The organism is Exiguobacterium sp. TDN 0502 (assembly GCF_050846835.1).
In the GTDB taxonomy this organism is placed as follows: domain Bacteria; phylum Bacillota; class Bacilli; order Exiguobacteriales; family Exiguobacteriaceae; genus Exiguobacterium_A.
The window spans coordinates 1-21,120 of sequence record NZ_JBOZGJ010000023.1 but is presented as its reverse complement, the minus strand read 5'-3'; the positions used below and the strand labels follow the sequence as shown (position 1 = coordinate 21,120).

Below are 21,120 nucleotides of genomic sequence, written 5' to 3'. Positions count from 1 at the left end.
TCAAGAAATTAAATATGTACTGGCAAAGTTCTGTACTTTTTTCTGCAATTTACTGCACAAACCTATTGCAAAATACATCACTTTCCAGTTTTCCTCTACTCCCATTATCAGGACATTTTCACGAGACATTTACGATGCATCTCCTTTCGAAATAGAAAATAGAGCGTCAGAACCCTCTAAACCCTGTAAAATCAATCAATATTGTAGTTAGTTTCGTCAGACCATCGAAATACAATATGATACCTAATAAAATCATAAACCAGCCACCTATTTTCATAACCTTTGAAGAATAATTCATTAAGTATCTGGATTTCCCGACCAAAAACGACATCAAGAAAAATGGAATAGAAAAACCTAGTACATAAAAGAGCATATATAAAAATCCATTACTAGGATTCGTGGCGATCAAAGCAATAACTCCAGCGAGGATTGGTCCTGTACAAGGAGTCCATCCAGCAGCCGATCCGACTCCGACAATAAACGTTCCGATATAACCACGCTTTCTTTTTCCTAAGTTCATTCTTCGCTCTTTAAGTAAAAATATTGGGGTCCACAGACCAGTTAAAATAACACCGAATATGAATAAAATAAGTGCACCGCTCATCCGTAGAACATCTTTATACACTATAAAAAAATCAGCCAAATATGACGTTGAAAAACCCATCACTAAAAATACGCTCGAAAATCCAAGTAAGAAAACGAATGTATGGGGAACACCATTCCAGTTCCACTTTTTATTTTCTTTTAACTCTGTAACTGAAATTCCTGTAATGTAAGATAGAAAAACAGGATACAAAGCTAGGCAACATGGCGAGATAAAAGATAAAAACCCTGCTCCAAAAGCTAACAAAAAAGATAACTCCATCAAATTCCTCCCGAACTCTAAAAAATAAATCTTTTTTTAAGATGTATAAAAAAGAAATGTGTTTAATTTTAAACATAAAATCTGTTTGTGAAAAAACTATGCATTTTTTGATTAAATCTCGTATCAATTTTTGAAATGAATTTGATACACTTTTTTGTAATATAGTGATGCTATACTCCTTTTAACAAATCGTTTGTCACCGTATCTTTATCTTTAAAGGAGTACAACTAATGAAAAACAAGGTAATACTTATCGCTTCTAGCGTCTTACTCACAACAACTTTTTCAATGCATAGCCCAAAAGTTGAAGCAAGTAGTGCATATAAAGTAAAAGTAAAGACAGACAATCTCCGTGTTCGGACTGGTCCTTCTCTCAATTACAATATAGTCGGCGTGACTAACACTGGTCAGACTTTTTCTTATTTAGGAAAAAAAGGAGCTTGGACAAAAGTACTTTACAAAGGGAACACACGGTATATCTATAGTTCTTACCTAAAAAAATATAAGAGCCACGTTGCAAAAAAAATGACGTATAATGAGTCTCTTTTTGCTTCTCCTACTAAAGGGAGGCTGACCCAAGGATACGGAAAATCTAATGGCGCTTACGGTTATACATTCCATAATGGCGTTGATCTAGCTGCAACAAAAGGCACACCTGTCTATGCTTCTGCGAGTGGAAAAGTCACTATCTCTAAAAACAGCGGTGCATATGGTAAACACGTTATGATTTCACATAGTCTAAAGAATCAAAAATACGTAACCTTTTATGCTCATATGAATAGTCTTTCGGTAAAAAGTGGTCAGACAGTCTCTAAAGGTATGAAGATTGGAACAGTTGGGAATACAGGAAACTCGTTCGGAAATCATTTACACTTTGAGATTCATAAAAACAGTTATAAATACAGCAGTTATTCTGCAGCGAATAGTGTCAACCCATTGAACTATTTGTAACCTAAAAAAAGAAGAGAGGATGTCCTAAGACAGCATCTTTTCAGATCATAGAAAAACCCTCATTTCGACGTCGAAATGAGGGTTTTTCTATGATCTGAAGCGACTTCATCAAGTCATTTATTTTGAAGTGGATTGCTGTGATCTAGCGTCTCATAAGACTTGTCTCAAAAGTGAGGTGATATTTTGCGGAAAATTGGTTATGTACGTGTCAGTTCAACTAGTCAAAACCCTTCAAGACAATTTCAGCAGCTAAGCGAATTCGGAATGGATATTATATACGAAGAAAAAGTTTCTGGGGCAACGAAGGAACGTGAGCAACTTCAAAAAATGTTAGAGGACTTACAAGATGGTGACACCATTTATGTTACAGATTTAACTCGAATTACTCGTAGTACACAAGATTTATTTGAATTGATCGATTACATACGAAGGAAAAAAGCCAGCTTAAAATCATTCAAGGATACATGGCTAGATTTATCAGAGGATAATCCATACAGCCAATTCTTAATTACAGTAATGACTGGTGTTAACCAGTTAGAGAGAGATCTTATCCGTATGCGTCAACGTGAAGGGATTGAGATGGCTAAGAAAGAAGGAAAGTTTAAAGGTCGGATAAAGAAATATCATAAAAATCATGCGGGAATGAATTATGCAGTAAAGCTATATAAAGAAGGAAATATGACTGTAAATCAAATTTGTGAAATTACAAATGTGTCTAGGGCTTCATTATATAGAAAGCTATCGGAAGAGAACAAATAGTTCAGTCCTATTCCATTAATTGGCCAGATAATGTTATGTACTTAAAGTCTTATGCAGTTTGGTTATTTTGTTATTAGAATTGGGTACTCCAATTCTTTTTTTATGAATTTTTTTACTCATTCAAATAAACACTTGAATGAATTATTAAAAATTGTTATACTATATTCAAATAAACACTTGAATGATATTGGGGTGAGAATGTGATTAAGAAAGATACTTGTGAAATTTATTGTTATGACGAAGAAAAGGTCAATCGAATACAAGGTAATTTACAGACAGTAGATATTTCTAGTGTTGCCCAAATGTTAAAAGCTATTGCAGATGAAAACAGAGCAAAAATTACCTATGCTTTATGTCAAGATGACGAACTGTGTGTGTGTGATATAGCAAATATTATAGGTGTTACGGTTGCAAATGCCTCTCATCACCTGCGAACGCTCCATAAGCAAGGGATTGTTAAGTTTCGAAAAGAGGGAAAACTTGCATTTTATTCATTAGATGATGAGCATATCAGACAAATTATGATGATTGCATTGGCACATAAGAAAGAGGTGAAGATCAATGTCTAGTGGGAAAGCAAAACTGTCTGAAGAAGAAATGAAAGCCTATCGTGTTCAAGGATTTACTTGTACTAACTGTGCAGCCATTTTTGAAAATAATGTTAAAGAACTTCCCGGTGTTCAGGATGCGAAAGTAAATTTCGGAGCATCTAAAGTTTATGTTAAAGGGACGACAACCATTGAAGAATTAGAAAAAGCAGGAGCATTTGAAAATTTAAAAATTCGAGATGAAAAAGAACAAAGGGTAGAACGAGAACCTTTTTGGAAGCAGAAAGAAAACATTAAGGTATATATATCAGCTCTTTTACTTGTAGTTAGCTGGTTCTTAGGAGAGCAGTATGGTGAAGAGCATGTTCTACCGACAATTGGTTATGCAGCGTCCATTTTAATCGGTGGATATTCGTTATTCATTAAAGGTCTCAAAAATCTAAGCAGATTAAATTTCGATATGAATACGCTTATGACTATTGCAATTATAGGAGCTGCAATCATTGGTGAATGGGGTGAAGGGGCAACCGTTGTTATCCTATTTGCGATTAGTGAAGCATTAGAGCGTTATTCAATGGATAAAGCACGTCAATCTATTGAATCTTTAATGGATATTGCCCCAAAAGAAGCGTTAATTCGACGAGGCAATGAAGAAATGATGATTCATGTTGATGATATTCAAGTTGGAGACATCATGATTGTTAAGCCCGGTCAAAAGTTAGCAATGGATGGAATAGTGGTTAAAGGTACATCGACATTAAATCAGGCTGCGATTACAGGTGAAAGTGTTCCAGTAACGAAAACCACAAATGATGAAGTATTTGCAGGAACCTTGAATGAAGAAGGGTTACTTGAGGTTAAAGTAACAAAACGAGTTGAAGATACTACTCTTTCAAAAATCATTCACTTGGTAGAAGAAGCCCAAGCAGAACGGGCCCCTTCTCAAGCGTTTGTCGATAAATTTGCAAAATACTATACACCAGCTATTGTCATACTAGCTCTTTTAATTGCGGTAGTTCCACCATTATTTGGCGGAGACTGGAGCCAATGGATTTATCAAGGCTTAGCTGTATTAGTGGTTGGTTGTCCTTGTGCCTTAGTAGTCTCAACTCCAGTTGCTGTGGTTACAGCAATAGGAAATGCAGCGAAAAATGGTGTTTTAATTAAAGGTAGTATCCATTTAGAAGAAGCAGGACACTTAAAAGCGATAGCCTTTGATAAAACAGGAACATTAACCAAAGGGATTCCTGCTGTAACAGACATTGTGACATATGGTAGAAATGAAAATGAATTAATGACCATAACAGCAGCCATTGAAAAAGGATCACAGCACCCTCTTGCTTCAGCGATTATGCGAAAAGCAGAAGAAAATGGATTAAAATTCAACGAAGTAACAGTAGAGGATTTTCAATCCATTACAGGTAAAGGCGTTAAAGCCAAAATAAATAATGAAATGTATTATGTGGGAAGTCCAAATCTTTTTGAGGAATTACACGGAAGCATTTCAAGCGATAGGAAAGAAAAAATTGCCGATATGCAAACTCAAGGTAAAACGGTGATGGTGTTAGGAACAGAAAAAGAAATTCTTTCGTTTATTGCCGTAGCCGATGAAATGAGGGAATCGTCTAAAGAAGTTATCGGCAAGTTGAACAATATGGGAATCGAAACAGTGATGCTAACAGGCGATAACCAAAGAACGGCAACAGCCATCGGAAAACAAGCTGGTGTTTCGGATATTAAAGCTGACTTACTTCCAGAAGATAAGCTTAATTTTATTAAAGAACTTCGAGAAAAACATCAAAGTGTGGGGATGGTCGGAGATGGCGTGAATGATGCTCCAGCCCTTGCGGCATCTACCGTTGGTGTAGCAATGGGTGGTGCTGGAACTGATACAGCTTTAGAAACGGCTGACATCGCCTTAATGTCTGATGATTTGAGTAAATTGCCATATACAATAAAATTAAGCCGTAAGGCTTTAGCAATCATCAAGCAAAACATTACCTTCTCTTTGGCGATTAAATTAGTGGCATTACTTTTGGTCATGCCCGGTTGGTTAACACTTTGGATAGCTATATTTGCTGATATGGGAGCAACTTTACTTGTAACATTAAACAGTTTACGCTTATTGAAAATCAAAGAATAGGTTCTAAAATGGGCGTCAACTATCGGGTGCGATCATTGAAAACAATGTTATGCTTCAAAAGGGATATTAACAGGAAATATACAACTAAAGGACGCTTTAACTGAGCAACGGAAAAAGCCAAATTTCTCAATTGATGTTGAGAAATTTGGCTTTTTAGTATGGGAATTTCCTTAGCATTGTAAATCCGCATTTTCCTGACGCTACCCCTTATAGAACCACTCTCCCCAACTACCAAGTTGGAGTAAAGGTGGGACGATCATCAGCAACAATGCACCTAGGAAGACGAACGGTGTATACACTTTCGCGAAACGATCGATGAACGCTTCACTCGGTGCTTTATTATCCTGCGCTTCCTCGACCAGTTCAATGATGTGCGCAAGCGTCGTCTCTTGATACGTCTTCTCGACGATCATGTCGAACGAACGATCCATGTTGAGCGTTCCAGCAAATACGTGATCGCCTTCCTTCTTATCGACAGGAATCGATTCGTCCGTGATCGGTGCTTGATTGATGGTCGTCGTCCCGTTCAGGATCGTGCCGTCCAGTGCAACCTGATCACCTGGTCGAATCCGGAGGATTTCTCCGACTCGCACCGCTTCCACCGGTTTACGTCTAACGTCCCCGTCCGTCAGCACGAAGGCTTCCTTCGGAGACAGTTCGATCAGTTTCTGAATGGAATTGCGCGTCCGCGCAAGGGAGCGATTCTGAAGCAAATTGCCGATGGCAAAGAGGAAGACGACGGTCGCTCCCTCGAGCCACTCCCCGATACATGCGGCACCGATGGCTGCTACGCTCATCAATACTTTCATGTCGAGTGAGCGGGCACGGGCGGCATAATAGGCACTCCGGAAAACTCTCCCCCCACTGAGGATCAAGGCGATACCGTACAAAACATTCGGAAGATACGCTACTCCGCTCGTTTGGATGAGCAATCCCAGACCAATCAAAATCCCGGACAGGATCAAGGAGATCCCCTCGAACGACCGGACCGGTGCCTCGGACATTTTCTTTCCCTTGACGTATCCATCGAAACCGATCTTGTTCAGCTCGCTTTGGACTTGTCGAGCATCCAGCTGATGGTCGATTTCCATCTCCCCACGGGCAAACGAAACTGTGACGGTCTGGACATTTTGCATCTTTTGAAAGTGTTGTTCGATCGTCTTAGCACAGCTACTACAGTCCATCCCGGAAACGGTGAATGTTTGGACGAGCTGATCTGATTTATCGGGAAGGGGCGGAAGCGATGACCGCGCTCTATCTGATCGGCGATACGCTCCTCTACGGTTGTCTTGCGCTGTTGATCGGTTTCTTTTCCGTCCAGCTCATCCCTCGTTCTTACCGACCTGACGTATCGCTTTCAATCCGCTGGGTTCGCATGCTCATCGTGCTGATGCTGTTATCCTTTTCCCTGTCCGTCTTACTAATCGTACTGTATTTATATGAAGAGATCGGTTTTTGGATAACACTGCAATCCGTGTTACTTACATTCGAGGCAGGGAACGCTTGGATTCTGATGGCTCTCTGGAGTGTACTCCTTCTCATCGTCATCAATCGTTCATCACTCAGTCCTGGACGTATAAAACTAGGGGTATTCCTTGTTATGGCGATGGTCGTTACGTTCGCGTGGTCCGGGCACGCCTCTAGCATCAAAGGGGCAGAAGGCATGCTCGTACATTCTATTCACGCACTCGCCGTCTTCATCTGGACCGGTGGATTGCTCATACTCGGCTTTTGGAGTCCATCAGACCGTAACTGGGGCATCTTCCTCGAATGGTTCAAACCACTCGTGACGCTATGTTTCTTACTGATCGTCGGTTCCGGCATCTATCTGATGTCTGTCGTCGTGCAGGTAGAGGAGTATTCCGATTCCTGGATTTTACCGTATGGACAAGCCTTACTCTGGAAACACGTCCTGATTCTATCCGTGCTGATCATCGGTATCATGAACGGGAAGTGGAGTTACGCGTCTCCTGAACGATCGTTTGAAGTCCGACGGATGCGGATGCGCATGGAAGGCATCTTGATCCTGCTTCTCTTCACAGCGACTGCGTGGCTCGGTCAACAGGAACCCCCTCACTCGATCAAGGATACTCTTCACTCCAGCGGGGCTGGTCCACTGTCAGGGGTTCTTTTCCCTAGCTTGCGTTTCACCTATTCTGATATCCGGTTCGAGCCGACCATGATATCCCTCTTCTTGATGGCAATCAGCCTCCTTTTCGTGGGATTGTTGGTGTACGTCATCCGATCAACCCAAGACTCCATCAAGACCCTCTATCTTGGATTAGGCGTCTCGATCTCATTATTTTTCGCAGCGTTGTATAGTATTTCCGTGTATTTATGATCCTCCACATGAGCATTTCAGCGTGTGCGACGTCTTATACAAAAAGAAAGGCACGCGATACAGCAGCCTTTCTTTTTTCATACTTATTCATCATTTTCATACTAGTTATAACAGGTTCAATCCTATTTTAAATCGGTGCCATTTCTAGACTACTACCGGAATATGTATTACAATGTATTACAAAGGAGCTGATAATCATGAGTACCATTTCCGTACGTCTGGATGATCAGGATACACGACTCATCAAGGAATATGCGAAGGCAAAGAACATCACGATTTCTACACTCGTTCGCGATGCCGTCCTCGACCGTATCGAAGACGAAATCGATTTGCAACTCTATCATGATTCCATGGCAGCACACCGTAAAAAATCAGAAGCGATATCTTTCGACGACATGATGAAGGAACTTGATTTAGAATGACAGCTTATAATGTAGAATTCGAGCGCGGGGCTCAAAAATCTCTCAAGAAAATGGATCCCCAACAAGCGCGGAATTTTCGTCCTGGATCAAGAAAAATCTGGTCGGGACGGATGATCCGCGTCGTCATGGTAAAGGACTCGTTTCGAATCGTTCAGGTGAATGGCGGTATCGCATCGGAGACTATCGTCTTATTGCTTACATCCAAGATGAAAAAGTCATAATCTTGATTCTTGAAATCGGACATCGTAGAGGTATCTATAAATAAGATGACTAGAACTCACGTACGTTTAAAGTGATCTAGTCTTAAATTTTGAGGAAATACGAAACACCTCTTGACTTGAATAGTACGCTTTTAAGAAAAGTACTAACATCAGAGGTGTTTTTGCATCTTTACTTTCTTTAGATTAAAGGCCTACGATTAAAATCTACTAACTCATCTGTCTCAAACAAAAGATCTTCGAATCGATCTGCTCCATACTTTTCAATATATTTCTCTTCGGATTCAAAAATCGGTACGAACCATACTGGCAATACGGTGTCAGGCTCGTTCCCAATGTTAGAATCTGTTTCAAATAAGCAGAAGGATTCATCAAAGTACACAGGACTTGTGACATAAACAGATGAGAACTGATACTTTTCAAATATTCCTTCAGGGAGTGGATAATACTCTGCTACATTAAATGCATGTCCTGTTCTCATAGCGTACTCAGCCAATTGCCAGAGTAAATAAATGATCTCGTCTTGAACGTCTGGTTGTTCCGCTGACATCATTATTTCTTGATGCATCAGTGAATCATCTTCCGTTTGGAGTGGATGAAAAAGTAATCCAAGGGATGCAATCGTATAGGTTTCCTTAAATGGTGCATCTTTGAATTTCAAGATTTGGACGTTCTTTTGTTCAAGTTCCTCAATTGGAAATGCTTCCGTGAATTCTCCGCAATGCTGTTCTAAATGATCAAGATAATTCATTAAATAAACCTCCGTTTAGGTATCGTTTTAATACTTCTAAACCAATCTGTGATTCCAACATAAATAGTCATTTCAAGTTGTCATTGATTTCTTTTAATCGTTCTTCGTATTTGTAAACAGCAGCTATATCCCCACTTGAACCATATGGATTTACGACTGCTTTAGCCTCTTTTTCATCCACAAAAATTTTCTCTCCCCATAAGCCTTTCGTGATGAAATACTCTTCATCATTCGATTCTAAAGTGTCAAATAACAACGGAGTTAAAAATGTTCCTTCTTCTCGATGGTGTCTTCCAAGTACAATCCATCCCCCATTTTTTATACCATAGTAACCCGTTCTAATGACTATACAAGGTTCAGGATTTTTTTTATCTAACTCATGGAGTGAAAGAATTCTTTCTGTTCTAAGATTATAGTATTGGATGTAATCCATAGACTCTAGTTTTCCAGTCTCATGATTCTTATCTTTAGAGATTCTCATTTCTGCATATCCATACCCTCCAAGTCGAGGTAAAGGAATCGCATAGACAACTCCTGATGATAAATTCCATCGCGAAGGTTTCTTTTTCATACGAATCGAGACGCTTGAAATCACTTGTTGTTCATCTTTTCGTGTACTCAATAAGCTATTTAGTCCATGTTCGAGCAGGTAACGCCACTCTTCAACAGAAAATTCGTGATCCATTTTCTTTTCGAATTCGTGAAGTGTATTTCTCAATTGATTTACATACAGTTCTAATTGATCTTTATTCTCCAATGGTTTGTTCCTCATCATCATATAATGTGTTTTTAAAGTCATTCAACTCTTTCAATCGGTCTTCGAATTCGTATACAGCTGCTCGATCACCCCATGTTCCTGAGGGATTGATTACCGCTCGTGCCTTTTCCTCTTCCACAAACATTCTTTCTCCATAAATACCTCGAGTAATGTAGTAGTATTCTTCATCAGAATCTAAGCTAGGTACACTACCAAATAGTAATGGCGTCTCAAACGTTTCTTCCCGATGCCGTTTTCCAAGTACGATCCATTCTCCTTCTGTAATCCCGTAATACCCCGTATCCATGATGATACAAGTCTCAGGATTCTTTTGGTCTAACTCCTGGAGTGAAAGAATTCTTTCTGTTCTAAGATTATAGTATTGGATGTAATCCATAGACTCTATCTTTCCAGTCTCATGATTCTCATCTTTAGAGATTCTCATTTCTGCATATCCGTACCCTCCAAGTCGAGGTAACGGAATCGCATAGACAACTCCAGATGATAGCTTCCAACGAGTAGCCCTTTTTTTCGTTCGAATGGAGAGCTTTGAAATCATTTGCTGTATGTCTTCACGTGTGCTCAAAAGACTATTTAATCCGTTCTCCAGAAGGTACCGCCATTCCTCAATCGAAAATTTGCGTTCCATCTTCTTTTCGAATTCATAAAGTGTATTTCTTAATTGATTTACATGCTGCTCTAATTGTTCGGTCGAATCCATCGTTTTTTATCCTCCTGATCCATTACGCTAAACATTGTTACTTGATTAGCAGCATCTTTACTTTTAATTGCTCCGTTCATATTCAAAAATCGCCCATGGAAGCCACAAGACTGCTTCTGTCACCTCGCCTAATTCATTACAATAATCTGAGTAACGATCCGCTTCTTCGAACGTATGTATTAAACCACGGCTGTTTAGTGATAAGTTGAAATGGTGACTGAAATCGCGTTCCAGTCCGTTACACAAATACGAATGAAATGATCCCGAATCGACTCCTAAGACTTCGTACCCGATTTTTTTGGCACCATCCATGTCAGGGCTGAGATGTTGGGATAACATTTTTTCGACTCCATAAGGCTCGGGATTTTTACTACTGAAAGCCGCTACATCTTCAAGAAAATCCACTTTATATTGTTCGGGTAAACCGATGCTGATGATACGTATGTCAGCAAGATGATTCAAAAAACGGTCTACGAACGTCTGCGCAGCATTTAAGTTAGAGAACACTTGAGGAAATAACACATCTCCTGTCTTTCGCTGTTCTTCTATCCATTGTTCCAGTAACAGAAAGGTGTTAAGTGATAGACCGAGTTGCTCCATATAACGGTCTTTCTTTACTTCCGAGTTTCCCCATAAGATACTGATGTCAGGATAGTGCGTACAGATGCATTCACTTACGGATAGCACGGATTCTGGAACAATCGTCTTGTCCATGTACTCTTTTCGAAGGGTTGGTAGGATGAGATGATATCCTGCTGATAAATAGTGCATGATTCGACTCCTTGTCATGTAAAATGAATTCAATGAGTGGATGTAATTGATTCGGTACGATAGATGAAGTAGAAAGGAAATGAAAACATGGATAAAGAACAAGAAAGAGTACTCGTCCAATCGTTTTTCGTCAAGCGCGTTCAAGAGCGCGTTCTACATGAATTGTTCACTCCAAAAAAACGAGATATGGCGCTTCAGCGGTTAGATCACCGATATTTAAGCATGCTGAAGAATGATTATTTGATTGAAATCAAACCACCTAATTCATGGCCAGACGATACATATGATTTATTGAAGCAGCATGGTGCACCGGATACGTGCTATTGTTTATCAGAAAACGAGTTGATCAGCGGGAAAACGTTACCTCTCCGTGAAGCACTCGAACACGCCATCGGCTTTGGATTTGCCTCGATCATTTCCTGTATTCCAGGCGAATTGGCATATTTCGAAGCGGAGCAATCTTTCGGTCCACCACCTCGTTATTTGTTGAAGAAACCAAGCAATCGGTAATCATCATCCTTACATGCTTGGTTTCTAACAGCTACGTCACGCGATCGTACACAATATTTGCTGAATGCATACCATCATCTCGATATTCCTCTTAATCTGCTTCGTATATGCCCTCTCTGAAGTCATACACTTGACTCCATATCTTGATTTTTGTGCCATTGATCGTCACCGTATCCTTCGACCACTTCACTTCTTTTATCTCGCGACAAGGGTACTCCCAGTACATTCTGCGCTTTTCTCCGTTCTTATTCTCCATAATACCGAGCATCGCATAATCTACCGTCGCGCCACCATTCGCGCGGTAAAAGCGAATCGTGTACACCTGATCGGGCGAGCTACTTTTCGAGATATACTCTTCTTTTGGTACAACATTGATATCAACCAAGAAAAATAGTCGGTAGATTGTCCACACGACATATATCAAAAGACTTACACCTGCTATGATTCCCGTTATCTTCAGCTTTTTTCTCACTTTTCAAAACTCCAATTTATATATATTCTTTAATATTCAATCGTTTAGTCGCCCCAAAAACAAACCAACGTATTCTGATGGACAGATGCGATACACATCCGCTTCAACACTTCTAAAAATTGATGTAGTTCCATGATTCGTTTATCTGATTGATGTATCATCCACGGCTCCCTCGCATAATATTTCGCTTGATTCATCCTCCACGCTTCCTTTGGTGTGCAATAGCGTTGAATAAGCAGCTCGCAAATTCCAATCAACTCGTTCACTTCTCTCGCGCTAAACAACTTATCGCCGTAAGGATCGAGATCAATCAAGAGGTCACAGCGATTGGATGTACTTGCGAATTCTTCTCTTAAAAAGTGTTGGACGTGACTCGGAAATGGGAGAATCTCTTTTTCGTTTTCTGGCACTTCTTTTAAACTCGTACTAATCCCAAACATGATCGTCCTCCTTTATATCGCTCCTATGAATGTCAATCATAGTAGTCGATGCCTTCTCCTTTTGGAAGAAACGCTTTTACCTTGTCTTCACTATCAAAACAAGCTTCATTCGAAAATAGATAGTAGCCCATGAAATCATGCTCCATCGTGATGAATGACATTTCTTCCGTCGCATGAATGACGGGAACAATCTGTTCTCTTTTAAAGAACCATCCTTTGACCATTTTCCGCTCAAACGTCAGGAGACTCATAAAGGATAGGAAGTAAAAATCGTTTACTGCCGCATACCAATACGTTTTGTCCAGCAGACGCTCAAGTTCGCTCGCATCGTTCACTTGAACACTATAAAAAGGACTGCTCTTATCTGGTTGAATCTTTGTGTAGAACAGATTTTCCTTCTGAAAAAACGGTTCCACTTCTTCATTGGTAAAACCACCACCGAACGTAATAAATAGCGGAAAGCGATTTAGACGCGTCAAAAAATGCTTCAGTACTTCATTGGAGTCATGTTGATAGTCTCGTTTCTCGTCATTCGGAAGACATCCCATCGAATAAATCGACTTAATAGCACCTGGTTGATCAATATCGAGATAACGGTCTTTGATCACTTTTGCATGATTCGTATGTTCTTCGAGATCGATGTATAACATGGAAATCCCTCCACGTATTCTGTTTGATCCATCTACATCATCCAACTGCTTGTTTCATCAATAAAATTCAATGGTGCCGTCGTCAGGAAAGATCGCTTTCACCTTGTCTTCGGTATCAAAACAGGGTTCATTCGAAAACAGATAATAGCCCATGAAATCATGTGCCATCGTGATGAACGACATCTCTTTCGTCACATGAATGACGGGAACGGTACGTTCTTTTTTGAAAAACCATCCTTTGACCATTCTCCGCTCAAACGTCAGGAGATTCGTAAACGATATAAAAAAGTCTTCGTTCACAGCCCCATACCAATAGGTCTCATCTAGCAACAACTCCAGTTCGGTCGCATCATGCACTTGAACGTGATAGTATAGGTTCTTGTTTGGTCGAACCTTTGTATACGATAGATTGTGCTTTTGAAAGTACGGCTCGATCTCATCGTCAGTAAAACTTCCACCGAACGTGACGAAAATCGGGAACCGATTGAGACGCGTCAAAATTGTTTCAATGCTCGATTCGATGCTTCTTGATAACTTCTTGTTTCATCTTCCGGAATACCGTCTATCGAATAGATGAAGTTGATACGTTCTGGTTGATCAATATATAAGCATCTGTCTTTGATCACTTTTGCATGATCCACATGCTTCTCAAAATAGACATCCAACATGTTCTCTCTCCCCTCTTAACCTCTCTACTACCGCTCGATTTCATCTTCTGGAAACAGTGCTTCTATTTTTTCTAACGCATCGAAATCTGTTTCATTCGAGAAGATCAGGACATTCTCGAAATCAAAGCCAATTTTAAAAAATGTCGTCGGTTTCGTCATATCGATTACTGGAACTACTCTCTCTTTTTTGATCAACCACCGCCTGACTCTCCTCGTTTCAAACTTCAATAAGTCGGTGAAAGCAATCAAATAGTAGCCGTTGTTCCTAGCCACTGAAATGGTCTTCGCCAGTATTTGCAATAAGTCAGTCGGTTGATTCACTTCGACGGTCATATATCTTTCACGCTTAGTGATTAGGATTTCTGTATACGATAATTGTTTGTGCTTAAGCGTAGACAGCAAATCTTCTTTTTCTAAATCAGTCAGTTCATGGAATCCAAAAGAGAGATAGATTGGAAAACGATTTAACCGCGAGAATAATTGGGTTAACACTTCTTCGTCCGAAATGACTTCATCTTCATTTGAGTCATCACTATAATATTCGAATGAAAAAATGGATTTGATTCGGTCTTGTCCTCTCATCATTAGATGATATTCCTTGATCGTTTTCGCATGATTTTGATGTTCTTCGATGTAGATGTACACGTTAATCGCCTCACTTTCGTTAGATTGTCACGGTCGTCATTACGATTGTTTGTAACATGATGCTAGACTATAGTTATGGACTTCACTTATATTCGACCGCGAGCCATACATAACTCCACTTAGAGGTGATTTTGATGAAACGACTTATACCGTGCGCCATCTGTGGCGAACGCCACGACGAACTCCCGACTGAATATGAAACACTCGGACCGGTCTACTACGAACAAATGTCTGAGAAAGAAAAAGAAACGAAAAGCGAGATGCATGATACGTGGTGTGTCTTAGAACTGGACGGTCCGCATTATTTCGTGAAGGGCATTCTTGAACTCCCGATTGCTGGACAAGACGAACCCTTCTGGTGGATCACTTGGGTGAGCCTAAGTCCTGACAACTTCGCTCGCTTCATCGAGAAGAAACGTTCTCGCATCGAGGAGCCGATGTTCGGCTGGTTTTCAAGCGATCTACCCGCTTACCCGGATCCCGTCAACTTAAAAGTGATGGTTCATGATGAAGGAACCGGTCAACTTCCTTTCTTTGAACTCGAGCCGACGGATCATCCTTTGTCGATCGAATTCTATTCCGAGATGACGCTTGCCAAGGTCCATGCCATCGCAGATATCGTCTATGCACAAGAGTAAATCACCAATAATGCCGCTGATCCATAGCGGCTTTTATTATTCCTCATGTGTTTACGATCATTCATCTGCTCCACTGATATTCCCAAAATGAGCGATCTTTCCATTCGTACAAAAGTGATCGAGCATGCCAAATCGATCCGTTGCATCGCGAGTCACGATGAAGTTATAGGCCATCAATAACGAGAATTCAGACATGAAGTCCTCAAGCGTTTGCTGCGTGGGACGTGCATCTTTCGAAAATAATCTTGACGTAACTTCCTTTCGATTCAGCAAATGCAATACATGTTCTTCAAACACCGCTTGCCAATTGGAATCGTGCAACGTCATCACGTGAATCGAATCATCATTTTCTAAAACATCCCGACCACAAAAGACGACTTCGACCGGAAACGTGGCATGCGGTAAAACTGCATCGAAAAAGTTCTCATATTCTGTTCCAACGTCCTCAAGCTCCTCATACGCGACTCCATACATCGAGACACAATCGTTTGTGACCCGGATGATTTCTTGTCCTTGTTTTTGGATGATGAGCGTCACCTCTGCTTCAGTCGCCATTTCCTGCTGTTCGATGACAAGATGTTCGAGAAATCTTTCAAACTGCGCGGCGTCAGTCATGATCATATGAGATCGAACCGTCCAATTCGAAAAATCACCAATGTTCGGATTCTGCTTAAGTGATCGTTCCAGAAACTTTACTTCAACCGGATACGCATGCTGACTTACTTGAAGACGGACGAGGTCTTTCCAATCGTCACGTGGCAGCAATTCCCGGAACACATCGATCCAGTCGTTTCGTTCAACTAGCATCCTATTCTTATTTTTCATCTTTCATCCGACCTTCTAGTTTGCTACAAAGATATCCCACGAAATGTTCATGCGTTGTCCGTTCTTCGAGATCATCATTGTCGACTAATTCATTGATTGTCTCCAAGATGACTTGCCATAATGCGGTTCCTTGATACTGGTCATATGGTGTTCTCACTTCCTGTCCTCCTTTTATCCTCTCCGGATTTCATTCGAAAAAATCTTTGTTCTTTGGAACGCAGTAATTAGATCTTCTCCAAACATTGTGATGCTATGTTCCCACGGATGACCAAGATATCCCCAGCGGAAATCACGGGCGACGAAAAAGGAGTAATCGCCATCTGGAACTGCTGGAATCATCCAGTCTCCTTCTTCATTTCGAAGAAACGGGTGCCTTGGGTCGATCCAGTATCCTTGATGATTCCAATCGAGTGCCATGACACGTTCCCCTTCAACAGTCAGCTCGGTCAGAATACGCTTTAACGTTTGCTCGATCTCTTCGCGTTTCTCATAATCCACTTCATATGTAATGAACGGACTTGGTGTATGGAAGGATGGAAAAACCGTCATGCTCGGTGTGAACTGAAATTGTTGATCAATGACGTGCCATACCTTCTCGTCCTCCGCTTGCGTCATCGGAATCCAGCTCCATGATTTACCTTCATCAATTAAATCGAACGTCGCTCCTTGAGGATATCGAACGGTGTACGCCGCTCCTTCTTGTACTGCAATTTTTGGTTCGTCTTGTACATTGCGTGCTTTCATTTCTTCAAAAATTAGTGCAATGGCTGCCTCGACATCAAGAACATGGTAAAAGATATTCGTCGTACCACTGCCGATATCTCCCCCTTCACAGTAGCCGTTCCCCGTATGAAGCAAACAATCATTGATTACTTCTTCCATCATGTGACGTCGCTCGAGCGCTGTTTCTTCCTGACCCTTTTCATAAGAAAACTGGACAACCAGTTCCGTATAATCGGTTTCGTTCAGCTCACGATAGCCTTGACGTTCAAACTCCTCAACCAACAGCAAAATCTGTACACCTAATCGTTTGAAGCGCGAGACGCGTATCTCTCTCACGTCTTCCGCTCTTACCCATTCTCCAACGATTCCTTGATGTTGAATGATGAGGCGTCCTTCCGTATAGATTGTTTGGTAGAGTGTATTCGAGCCGCTTTGTTTTATCAGTTGGATCATGAGTGGTTCCCGCTCCCTCCTTCACAATGCGTTCAAGTCACGATCTTCTATGTAGCCTAAAAACGTATCTTGCAATGCACCATCTGTCTCTACGGTCTCGACCGGATCTCCTGCTTCGTCAACTCGGACAAGTGCCAATTTTGTTTCTAGCTCAGATCCACTTAGTCCTGAACTCCCATCGATGATGCCAAATACATGGGAAACCGTATCGATGATCGTCTGTTCCATCATCTGTCTCATTCGTTTTTGATCCGCTTCGCTCGACTGTTGGTAAAACGCGATGCAGGCCGTATAGTCATTGACGTTTGGATCGACTTCTTCTTCATAGATGTCCTTATAGTCTGCCATACCATCCTGAACGACCGTCCGATGGACCGCTTGAACGAACTCTTCCATCTCTTGATTCATGATTTTTCTCTCCTTTTATCAAAACTTCGTAGTTCATAGCTCTCACCTTAAACGCTTATCTTTTACATCTGTTCGTCTGAACAGTGTTTTATTCTGCCCATACCGACAACCGAGTCCGAGGATCATTATCATCGGTCACCCACTCGATTCCAGTATACCCACGTTTCATCGCATTCTCATAAAACGCTTCAGATACGTGCTGTTCCTTACAATAGATATCGACGTACGTACAGTCATACACCAAAATCGCGATGTGACAATTGCTTTCCTGAAACCACTCATACGTCGTTCCCACTTCTTCAGTCTGACCACTTTGAAATGCAAACAATTCAGCAAAGATCAGGTAATTGCTTGGTCCCCTTAGCCATTTCGCTAGTTCATGTCCTGTCGCTATCCGATCGATTGAAAACTCGTCTAAACTGTCATACAACTCCCCGTCCATGGTTTGAATCGGAAAATCAAAATTACGAAGAAACCAATCATACGCTTTCATTTCAATCGCACTTAATATGTCGATCAAGATTCGTCCCGGTTCATTCGGGATTTCAAACGATACGCCACGCAGACTCATCAAATTCCTTCTTTCTACATTGTTATAAGAAGGCTGCCGTATAAAAACACTGTAGTTCCTGTTCTTCACTCGAACTTCCCCACGTGCAGATGGCATAACCTTGTGCGGTCACTGTCGTGACCATCTCGACAACTGGCAACCCTCCACTCTCTGTTAAGCCGATGTCGAGCACCTGATCAAGTAACTCCTGACAGTGTGACGGTCGATCACGATTTGCACAAATAATGGTATACATAGCTAGAGAATCACTAATCATCTCGATGGCTGTTGTGAGCTGTTCGATGCCAAATTCAGCAATCCCAACGTAATATGGTTCTTCTCCGACTTGAACTGGCAATTCTATTCGGGAGGTGAAGCGATCGAGCGTCTCTTCTCGTTCAAGCAAACGCCACAGCTTGTAGTAATCAAAGATTCTTTTGGAATGGAACTTATTTCCGACACACACTACTACATAAAAGCGATACGTACTCAACGTATGCTTTTGCTTTAGCTCTTCACGGAACATCTCACTACTGATTTGTTTGAACTGGACGATATCTTCTGGAAACAAAAGCATCTCACCGACCACACATAGACAGCGAATCGATGAACTCGCATCCGCAAGCCAAGGGTAGACGCGTGTCGCATCGCTATGCTCTTCAAGATACGTTTTCATGAAGTATCTCCTTTTTCATTCCCATTGACACGTTACGCCTTGATTGGTTTCGAATCGTAGATGTACGAGTTCATTTGTTTTGAGATTAGACAGTTTTAGCGAACTTTGCGCTTCATTCGTATAAGGCAATTCGAATCTGACACCTTCGATTTTTTTCAGTAAAAAGGATACCCAGTGTCGATTGTATTCATTCTCGGATAGGACATCCCATAACGCATCCTCACTATGATTCGCCTCGTAGGCATACAATTTCATGACCGTGTTCTCCGCTATCACGTGTAACCCCGCGAATACAGGAGGATTCGGAATTCGCGGTTTTTGAATGACCAAGGTATAGCCCTCTTTCAGAAAGCAATCTAATTGTTCGCGGCTATCCGGCACCTCCTCTTCGATGACGAAAGCCGGCAGTTCTCGGATGCGGATTGGCAATCCCACCTCATATTCAAAGGGATTTTCTAGAGCGAGTAAGTCTTCATGGGAATAGATTATTTTCATGAGATCATCCTCACATTCTTTTATGTAGTGCTTTCAGATTACACGTGCGCCATGCATCACGGAGAATATCTTGGAAAGTCGTTGCCTTCGGTTTGAGTTTTAACGTTCTATAATCGAAGCGATAGACGGCTTCGTCTGGACGCTCTTTCAATACCGCATAGTATTCGTCCTGTTTAAACGACGAGCCAAAAAAGAAATACTTGTCACGAATCGCATCGAACTCGGTTAACGCGTATTCATCAAGACTAACCGAGAGATTGTATTGGATCTCATGCGATAAACCATTCCAACTCGTCAACGGAATACCGTTTAAGTTCAACTCTTCGGAAAAACGCACACCGTTACAGACTCGCAAAATATTTTTATACCACTCCGGAATCGCAAAATGATCGGTCTCGAATGTTTGAATACGGGTTTCCGGACAAGGACTCTCCACGGACACTTGATAGTTTTGGATGGAGGATGAATAATCATACAAATACAGCTTGTGCTCCACCTTCTCACCTTCGATTGGAATACTGTATTTCAAGAATTTTTGATCGTTCACATAAAAGAGTCGCATCGCCTGAAGGATATTCGTAAGAAAGACATCGTCTGGTAAAGCTGTGTTCTGATGATTCAGTCGTGGAACTTCAACGTCTTCTAGTGACACGTCTTCCTCGTCATCGTGTTCTTCAAAAGCCCCATGTTCCCCAAGGACGATCGCAATCCCTGTCACGTTATCGTCTTCCCGTCGGATGAGGACTTCATAGTGTCCATCCCCCATTAATTGAACGGCGACACCGAACGGAAACAGAAAGATCTCGTCTTCCATCATTTCGTCTGAGATCGCGATATAGAACGGGTCGATCTCGTCGTCGAACTCCAACGTATTTCGAATTTCCCAATCGATGGCTTCCCGTCTCCCGTAATCCGCTGTGTTCATGACGACGAGCTGCGCTGAATCGACGACTACTAGATCGGATAACGGCTCGAAATCGGATGGATCCATCTTCGTTTCTTCATTCATTGTTTGGTAAAGAAAATTGATTGATTCGAACTCATCTTCGTCATAGAAGACCGTCCAAATCGAACCTTGTTCAACTGGAATTGTCACGTTGTATTCTACATCCGGCTCAAGGAAAGCAGGATCCGAGACAATCAAATTTCCTTTGTAACTTGTAAACGTGCCTAATTTTTTCATGGTGCATCACTTCTTCTTACAAAGTTCCGTCATACTTGAACAGATAGTGGCTCATTTTTTCTCTTCATCAAACGATCGATAGAGCGCTCTCTGCCATGCGACAGTTGTCTTCATCCAACTCGGATCCTCGATGTTCAAGTAGGTTAATGCGTCTTTCGCCAAGTCCTCATGTTCTTGTTTTGTCGTCAGCCCATTCATCACGAAAAATTTTCCATCACCGTCAGGCGTTTCAACTAAATCAGCTCCGACGACAAACCGTTCTTCTGCTTTTAAATCAGATACTTTCACTTTATTTGGGAGAATCGTGTCCCCTTCAAGATTGACATAACCAGTCAATGGGACGATACTCGTTTCCATATAAAAATCTTCACTGTATTTCGTTATATAGATCATCAAGATTTCCTGAAAGGAGTCTTGTTTACGTCTAAAATGAGGATAGCTTCCTTTGAATCCATGTGCTCTTGACACTCCCACGGCTAAAGCCGCAAGCCCACACCGTTGGTGAGGGTGGGATTCTCAAGTGCTTGGCGGACTCAAT

At 41.3% G+C, this 21,120-nt stretch carries 30 protein-coding genes; 9 read left to right on the top strand and 21 right to left on the bottom strand.

Features of this window, described 5'->3' with window-relative positions:
• Positions 1-166: 166 nt before the first annotated feature.
• A complete protein-coding gene (locus ACRPK8_RS15320) occupies positions 167-865 on the bottom strand; it encodes a cytochrome c biogenesis CcdA family protein (protein ID WP_034786404.1) in 699 nt (232 codons plus the stop codon).
• A 230-nt stretch (positions 866-1,095) separates the two neighbouring features.
• On the opposite strand from ACRPK8_RS15320, the gene ACRPK8_RS15315 reads away from it, so the two are divergent.
• The 4 genes from ACRPK8_RS15315 to ACRPK8_RS15300 all read left to right on the top strand — a co-directional run bounded on the left by ACRPK8_RS15315 (position 1,096) and on the right by ACRPK8_RS15300 (position 5,265).
• Positions 1,096-1,815 carry a peptidoglycan DD-metalloendopeptidase family protein gene (locus ACRPK8_RS15315; protein ID WP_373954351.1) on the top strand — a complete coding sequence of 240 codons (720 nt, stop codon included), beginning with the start codon at positions 1,096-1,098 and terminating at the stop codon, positions 1,813-1,815.
• Between the two features lie 183 nt (positions 1,816-1,998).
• On the top strand, positions 1,999-2,574 hold the full coding sequence (locus tag ACRPK8_RS15310) for a recombinase family protein (RefSeq protein WP_432238927.1): 576 nt from the start codon (positions 1,999-2,001) through the stop codon (positions 2,572-2,574).
• A gap of 200 nt (positions 2,575-2,774) precedes the next feature.
• A complete protein-coding gene (locus tag ACRPK8_RS15305; protein WP_017474136.1) occupies positions 2,775-3,143 on the top strand; it encodes an ArsR/SmtB family transcription factor in 369 nt (122 codons plus the stop codon).
• Positions 3,136-5,265, top strand: coding sequence for a heavy metal translocating P-type ATPase (locus tag ACRPK8_RS15300; RefSeq protein WP_432238926.1), 2,130 nt, complete (start codon positions 3,136-3,138; stop codon positions 5,263-5,265). Before ACRPK8_RS15305 ends, ACRPK8_RS15300 begins: the two co-directional genes overlap by 8 nt.
• A gap of 200 nt (positions 5,266-5,465) precedes the next feature.
• On the opposite strand, the gene ACRPK8_RS15295 is transcribed toward ACRPK8_RS15300, so the two are convergent.
• Positions 5,466-6,449 carry a heavy metal translocating P-type ATPase gene (locus ACRPK8_RS15295; protein ID WP_214853265.1) on the bottom strand — a complete coding sequence of 328 codons (984 nt, stop codon included), beginning with the start codon at positions 6,447-6,449 and terminating at the stop codon, positions 5,466-5,468.
• Between the two features lie 14 nt (positions 6,450-6,463).
• Here ACRPK8_RS15295 and ACRPK8_RS15290 point away from each other — a divergent pair, with 14 nt between their 5' ends.
• The 3 genes from ACRPK8_RS15290 (at position 6,464) to ACRPK8_RS15280 (ending at position 8,293) form a co-directional block, all read left to right on the top strand.
• Positions 6,464-7,606 carry a copper resistance D family protein gene (locus tag ACRPK8_RS15290; protein ID WP_347355639.1) on the top strand — a complete coding sequence of 381 codons (1,143 nt, stop codon included), beginning with the start codon at positions 6,464-6,466 and terminating at the stop codon, positions 7,604-7,606.
• Positions 7,607-7,803: 197 nt separating this feature from the next.
• Positions 7,804-8,028, top strand: a complete 225-nt coding sequence (gene relB / locus ACRPK8_RS15285) for a type II toxin-antitoxin system RelB family antitoxin (RefSeq protein WP_026829710.1) — start codon at positions 7,804-7,806, stop codon at positions 8,026-8,028.
• A gap of 16 nt (positions 8,029-8,044) precedes the next feature.
• Positions 8,045-8,293, top strand: coding sequence for a type II toxin-antitoxin system RelE family toxin (locus tag ACRPK8_RS15280; RefSeq protein ID WP_432238928.1), 249 nt, complete (start codon positions 8,045-8,047; stop codon positions 8,291-8,293).
• Between the two features lie 134 nt (positions 8,294-8,427).
• Here ACRPK8_RS15280 and ACRPK8_RS15275 read toward each other — a convergent pair whose 3' ends face one another.
• The 4 genes from ACRPK8_RS15275 to ACRPK8_RS15260 form a co-directional block, all read right to left on the bottom strand.
• Positions 8,428-8,997: a suppressor of fused domain protein gene (locus ACRPK8_RS15275; RefSeq protein WP_432238925.1), complete on the bottom strand. Its 570-nt coding sequence runs from the start codon at positions 8,995-8,997 to the stop codon at positions 8,428-8,430.
• A gap of 67 nt (positions 8,998-9,064) precedes the next feature.
• A complete protein-coding gene (locus ACRPK8_RS15270; RefSeq protein WP_432238924.1) occupies positions 9,065-9,754 on the bottom strand; it encodes a hypothetical protein in 690 nt (229 codons plus the stop codon).
• Positions 9,744-10,475 (bottom strand): hypothetical protein, encoded by a 732-nt coding sequence (locus ACRPK8_RS15265; RefSeq protein WP_432238923.1) that lies wholly within the window; start codon positions 10,473-10,475, stop codon positions 9,744-9,746. The genes ACRPK8_RS15270 and ACRPK8_RS15265 overlap by 11 nt, the downstream gene beginning before the upstream one ends.
• A gap of 63 nt (positions 10,476-10,538) precedes the next feature.
• Positions 10,539-11,246, bottom strand: coding sequence for a hypothetical protein (locus ACRPK8_RS15260; protein ID WP_432238922.1), 708 nt, complete (start codon positions 11,244-11,246; stop codon positions 10,539-10,541).
• Between the two features lie 87 nt (positions 11,247-11,333).
• Here ACRPK8_RS15260 and ACRPK8_RS15255 point away from each other — a divergent pair, with 87 nt between their 5' ends.
• Positions 11,334-11,756 carry a hypothetical protein gene (locus ACRPK8_RS15255; protein ID WP_432238921.1) on the top strand — a complete coding sequence of 141 codons (423 nt, stop codon included), beginning with the start codon at positions 11,334-11,336 and terminating at the stop codon, positions 11,754-11,756.
• Positions 11,757-11,847: 91 nt separating this feature from the next.
• Here the strand turns inward: ACRPK8_RS15255 and ACRPK8_RS15250 are convergent, their stop codons facing one another.
• The 6 genes from ACRPK8_RS15250 to ACRPK8_RS15225 are packed head-to-tail and all read right to left on the bottom strand — an operon-like array spanning position 11,848 to position 14,631.
• A complete protein-coding gene (locus tag ACRPK8_RS15250) occupies positions 11,848-12,228 on the bottom strand; it encodes a DUF5412 family protein (RefSeq protein ID WP_432238920.1) in 381 nt (126 codons plus the stop codon).
• A 44-nt stretch (positions 12,229-12,272) separates the two neighbouring features.
• The gene (locus tag ACRPK8_RS15245) at positions 12,273-12,668 is read right to left on the bottom strand and encodes a hypothetical protein (RefSeq protein ID WP_432238919.1); all 396 of its coding nucleotides are present in this window, start codon (positions 12,666-12,668) and stop codon (positions 12,273-12,275) included.
• Positions 12,669-12,700: 32 nt separating this feature from the next.
• Positions 12,701-13,318: a hypothetical protein gene (locus ACRPK8_RS15240; RefSeq protein ID WP_432238918.1), complete on the bottom strand. Its 618-nt coding sequence runs from the start codon at positions 13,316-13,318 to the stop codon at positions 12,701-12,703.
• 57 nt (positions 13,319-13,375) lie between these two features.
• Entirely contained in the window at positions 13,376-13,816 is a 441-nt protein-coding gene (locus ACRPK8_RS15235) for a hypothetical protein (RefSeq protein ID WP_432238917.1), read from the bottom strand.
• Entirely contained in the window at positions 13,813-13,986 is a 174-nt protein-coding gene (locus ACRPK8_RS15230; protein ID WP_432238916.1) for a hypothetical protein, read from the bottom strand. The genes ACRPK8_RS15235 and ACRPK8_RS15230 overlap by 4 nt, the downstream gene beginning before the upstream one ends.
• Positions 13,987-14,013: 27 nt before the next feature.
• Positions 14,014-14,631, bottom strand: a complete 618-nt coding sequence (locus ACRPK8_RS15225) for a hypothetical protein (RefSeq protein WP_432238915.1) — start codon at positions 14,629-14,631, stop codon at positions 14,014-14,016.
• Between the two features lie 134 nt (positions 14,632-14,765).
• Between ACRPK8_RS15225 and ACRPK8_RS15220 the strand changes: the two genes are divergently transcribed.
• Positions 14,766-15,269: a DUF2199 domain-containing protein gene (locus ACRPK8_RS15220; protein WP_432238914.1), complete on the top strand. Its 504-nt coding sequence runs from the start codon at positions 14,766-14,768 to the stop codon at positions 15,267-15,269.
• A gap of 57 nt (positions 15,270-15,326) precedes the next feature.
• Here ACRPK8_RS15220 and ACRPK8_RS15215 read toward each other — a convergent pair whose 3' ends face one another.
• The 9 genes from ACRPK8_RS15215 to ACRPK8_RS15175 form a co-directional block, all read right to left on the bottom strand.
• Positions 15,327-16,076 carry a hypothetical protein gene (locus tag ACRPK8_RS15215; protein ID WP_432238913.1) on the bottom strand — a complete coding sequence of 250 codons (750 nt, stop codon included), beginning with the start codon at positions 16,074-16,076 and terminating at the stop codon, positions 15,327-15,329.
• A 7-nt stretch (positions 16,077-16,083) separates the two neighbouring features.
• A complete protein-coding gene (locus ACRPK8_RS15210) occupies positions 16,084-16,251 on the bottom strand; it encodes a hypothetical protein (protein ID WP_432238912.1) in 168 nt (55 codons plus the stop codon).
• 14 nt (positions 16,252-16,265) lie between these two features.
• On the bottom strand, positions 16,266-17,270 hold the full coding sequence (locus tag ACRPK8_RS15205) for a DUF2716 domain-containing protein (RefSeq protein WP_432238911.1): 1,005 nt from the start codon (positions 17,268-17,270) through the stop codon (positions 16,266-16,268).
• Positions 17,271-17,291: 21 nt separating this feature from the next.
• Positions 17,292-17,678: a hypothetical protein gene (locus ACRPK8_RS15200; protein ID WP_432238910.1), complete on the bottom strand. Its 387-nt coding sequence runs from the start codon at positions 17,676-17,678 to the stop codon at positions 17,292-17,294.
• An 88-nt stretch (positions 17,679-17,766) separates the two neighbouring features.
• Positions 17,767-18,249: a DUF2691 family protein gene (locus tag ACRPK8_RS15195; RefSeq protein ID WP_432238909.1), complete on the bottom strand. Its 483-nt coding sequence runs from the start codon at positions 18,247-18,249 to the stop codon at positions 17,767-17,769.
• A gap of 22 nt (positions 18,250-18,271) precedes the next feature.
• Complete coding sequence (locus ACRPK8_RS15190) at positions 18,272-18,904, bottom strand: hypothetical protein (protein ID WP_432238908.1); 633 nt, start codon at positions 18,902-18,904, stop codon at positions 18,272-18,274.
• 15 nt (positions 18,905-18,919) lie between these two features.
• Positions 18,920-19,399: a hypothetical protein gene (locus ACRPK8_RS15185; RefSeq protein ID WP_432238907.1), complete on the bottom strand. Its 480-nt coding sequence runs from the start codon at positions 19,397-19,399 to the stop codon at positions 18,920-18,922.
• A 10-nt stretch (positions 19,400-19,409) separates the two neighbouring features.
• Positions 19,410-20,582, bottom strand: coding sequence for an SMI1/KNR4 family protein (locus ACRPK8_RS15180; RefSeq protein WP_432238906.1), 1,173 nt, complete (start codon positions 20,580-20,582; stop codon positions 19,410-19,412).
• Between the two features lie 51 nt (positions 20,583-20,633).
• Complete coding sequence (locus tag ACRPK8_RS15175; protein ID WP_432238905.1) at positions 20,634-21,050, bottom strand: DUF4304 domain-containing protein; 417 nt, start codon at positions 21,048-21,050, stop codon at positions 20,634-20,636.
• Positions 21,051-21,120 lie beyond the last annotated feature (70 nt).

Coding starts and splice junctions, on each gene's coding strand:
- ACRPK8_RS15320 (WP_034786404.1), bottom strand. CDS start 865: ATGGAGTTATCTTTTTTGTTAGCTTTTGGAGCAGGGTTTTTATCTTTT.
- ACRPK8_RS15315 (WP_373954351.1), top strand. CDS start 1,096: ATGAAAAACAAGGTAATACTTATCGCTTCTAGCGTCTTACTCACAACA.
- ACRPK8_RS15300 (WP_432238926.1), top strand. CDS start 3,136: ATGTCTAGTGGGAAAGCAAAACTGTCTGAAGAAGAAATGAAAGCCTAT.
- ACRPK8_RS15295 (WP_214853265.1), bottom strand. CDS start 6,449: ATGGACTGTAGTAGCTGTGCTAAGACGATCGAACAACACTTTCAAAAG.
- ACRPK8_RS15290 (WP_347355639.1), top strand. CDS start 6,464: ATGTTTGGACGAGCTGATCTGATTTATCGGGAAGGGGCGGAAGCGATG.
- relB (WP_026829710.1), top strand. CDS start 7,804: ATGAGTACCATTTCCGTACGTCTGGATGATCAGGATACACGACTCATC.
- ACRPK8_RS15275 (WP_432238925.1), bottom strand. CDS start 8,997: ATGAATTATCTTGATCATTTAGAACAGCATTGCGGAGAATTCACGGAA.
- ACRPK8_RS15265 (WP_432238923.1), bottom strand. CDS start 10,475: ATGGATTCGACCGAACAATTAGAGCAGCATGTAAATCAATTAAGAAAT.
- ACRPK8_RS15260 (WP_432238922.1), bottom strand. CDS start 11,246: ATGCACTATTTATCAGCAGGATATCATCTCATCCTACCAACCCTTCGA.
- ACRPK8_RS15255 (WP_432238921.1), top strand. CDS start 11,334: ATGGATAAAGAACAAGAAAGAGTACTCGTCCAATCGTTTTTCGTCAAG.
- ACRPK8_RS15245 (WP_432238919.1), bottom strand. CDS start 12,668: ATGTTTGGGATTAGTACGAGTTTAAAAGAAGTGCCAGAAAACGAAAAA.
- ACRPK8_RS15240 (WP_432238918.1), bottom strand. CDS start 13,318: ATGTTATACATCGATCTCGAAGAACATACGAATCATGCAAAAGTGATC.
- ACRPK8_RS15230 (WP_432238916.1), bottom strand. CDS start 13,986: ATGTTGGATGTCTATTTTGAGAAGCATGTGGATCATGCAAAAGTGATC.
- ACRPK8_RS15220 (WP_432238914.1), top strand. CDS start 14,766: ATGAAACGACTTATACCGTGCGCCATCTGTGGCGAACGCCACGACGAA.
- ACRPK8_RS15215 (WP_432238913.1), bottom strand. CDS start 16,076: ATGCTAGTTGAACGAAACGACTGGATCGATGTGTTCCGGGAATTGCTG.
- ACRPK8_RS15205 (WP_432238911.1), bottom strand. CDS start 17,270: ATGATCCAACTGATAAAACAAAGCGGCTCGAATACACTCTACCAAACA.
- ACRPK8_RS15200 (WP_432238910.1), bottom strand. CDS start 17,678: ATGAATCAAGAGATGGAAGAGTTCGTTCAAGCGGTCCATCGGACGGTC.
- ACRPK8_RS15195 (WP_432238909.1), bottom strand. CDS start 18,249: ATGAGTCTGCGTGGCGTATCGTTTGAAATCCCGAATGAACCGGGACGA.
- ACRPK8_RS15190 (WP_432238908.1), bottom strand. CDS start 18,904: ATGAAAACGTATCTTGAAGAGCATAGCGATGCGACACGCGTCTACCCT.
- ACRPK8_RS15185 (WP_432238907.1), bottom strand. CDS start 19,399: ATGAAAATAATCTATTCCCATGAAGACTTACTCGCTCTAGAAAATCCC.
- ACRPK8_RS15180 (WP_432238906.1), bottom strand. CDS start 20,582: ATGAAAAAATTAGGCACGTTTACAAGTTACAAAGGAAATTTGATTGTC.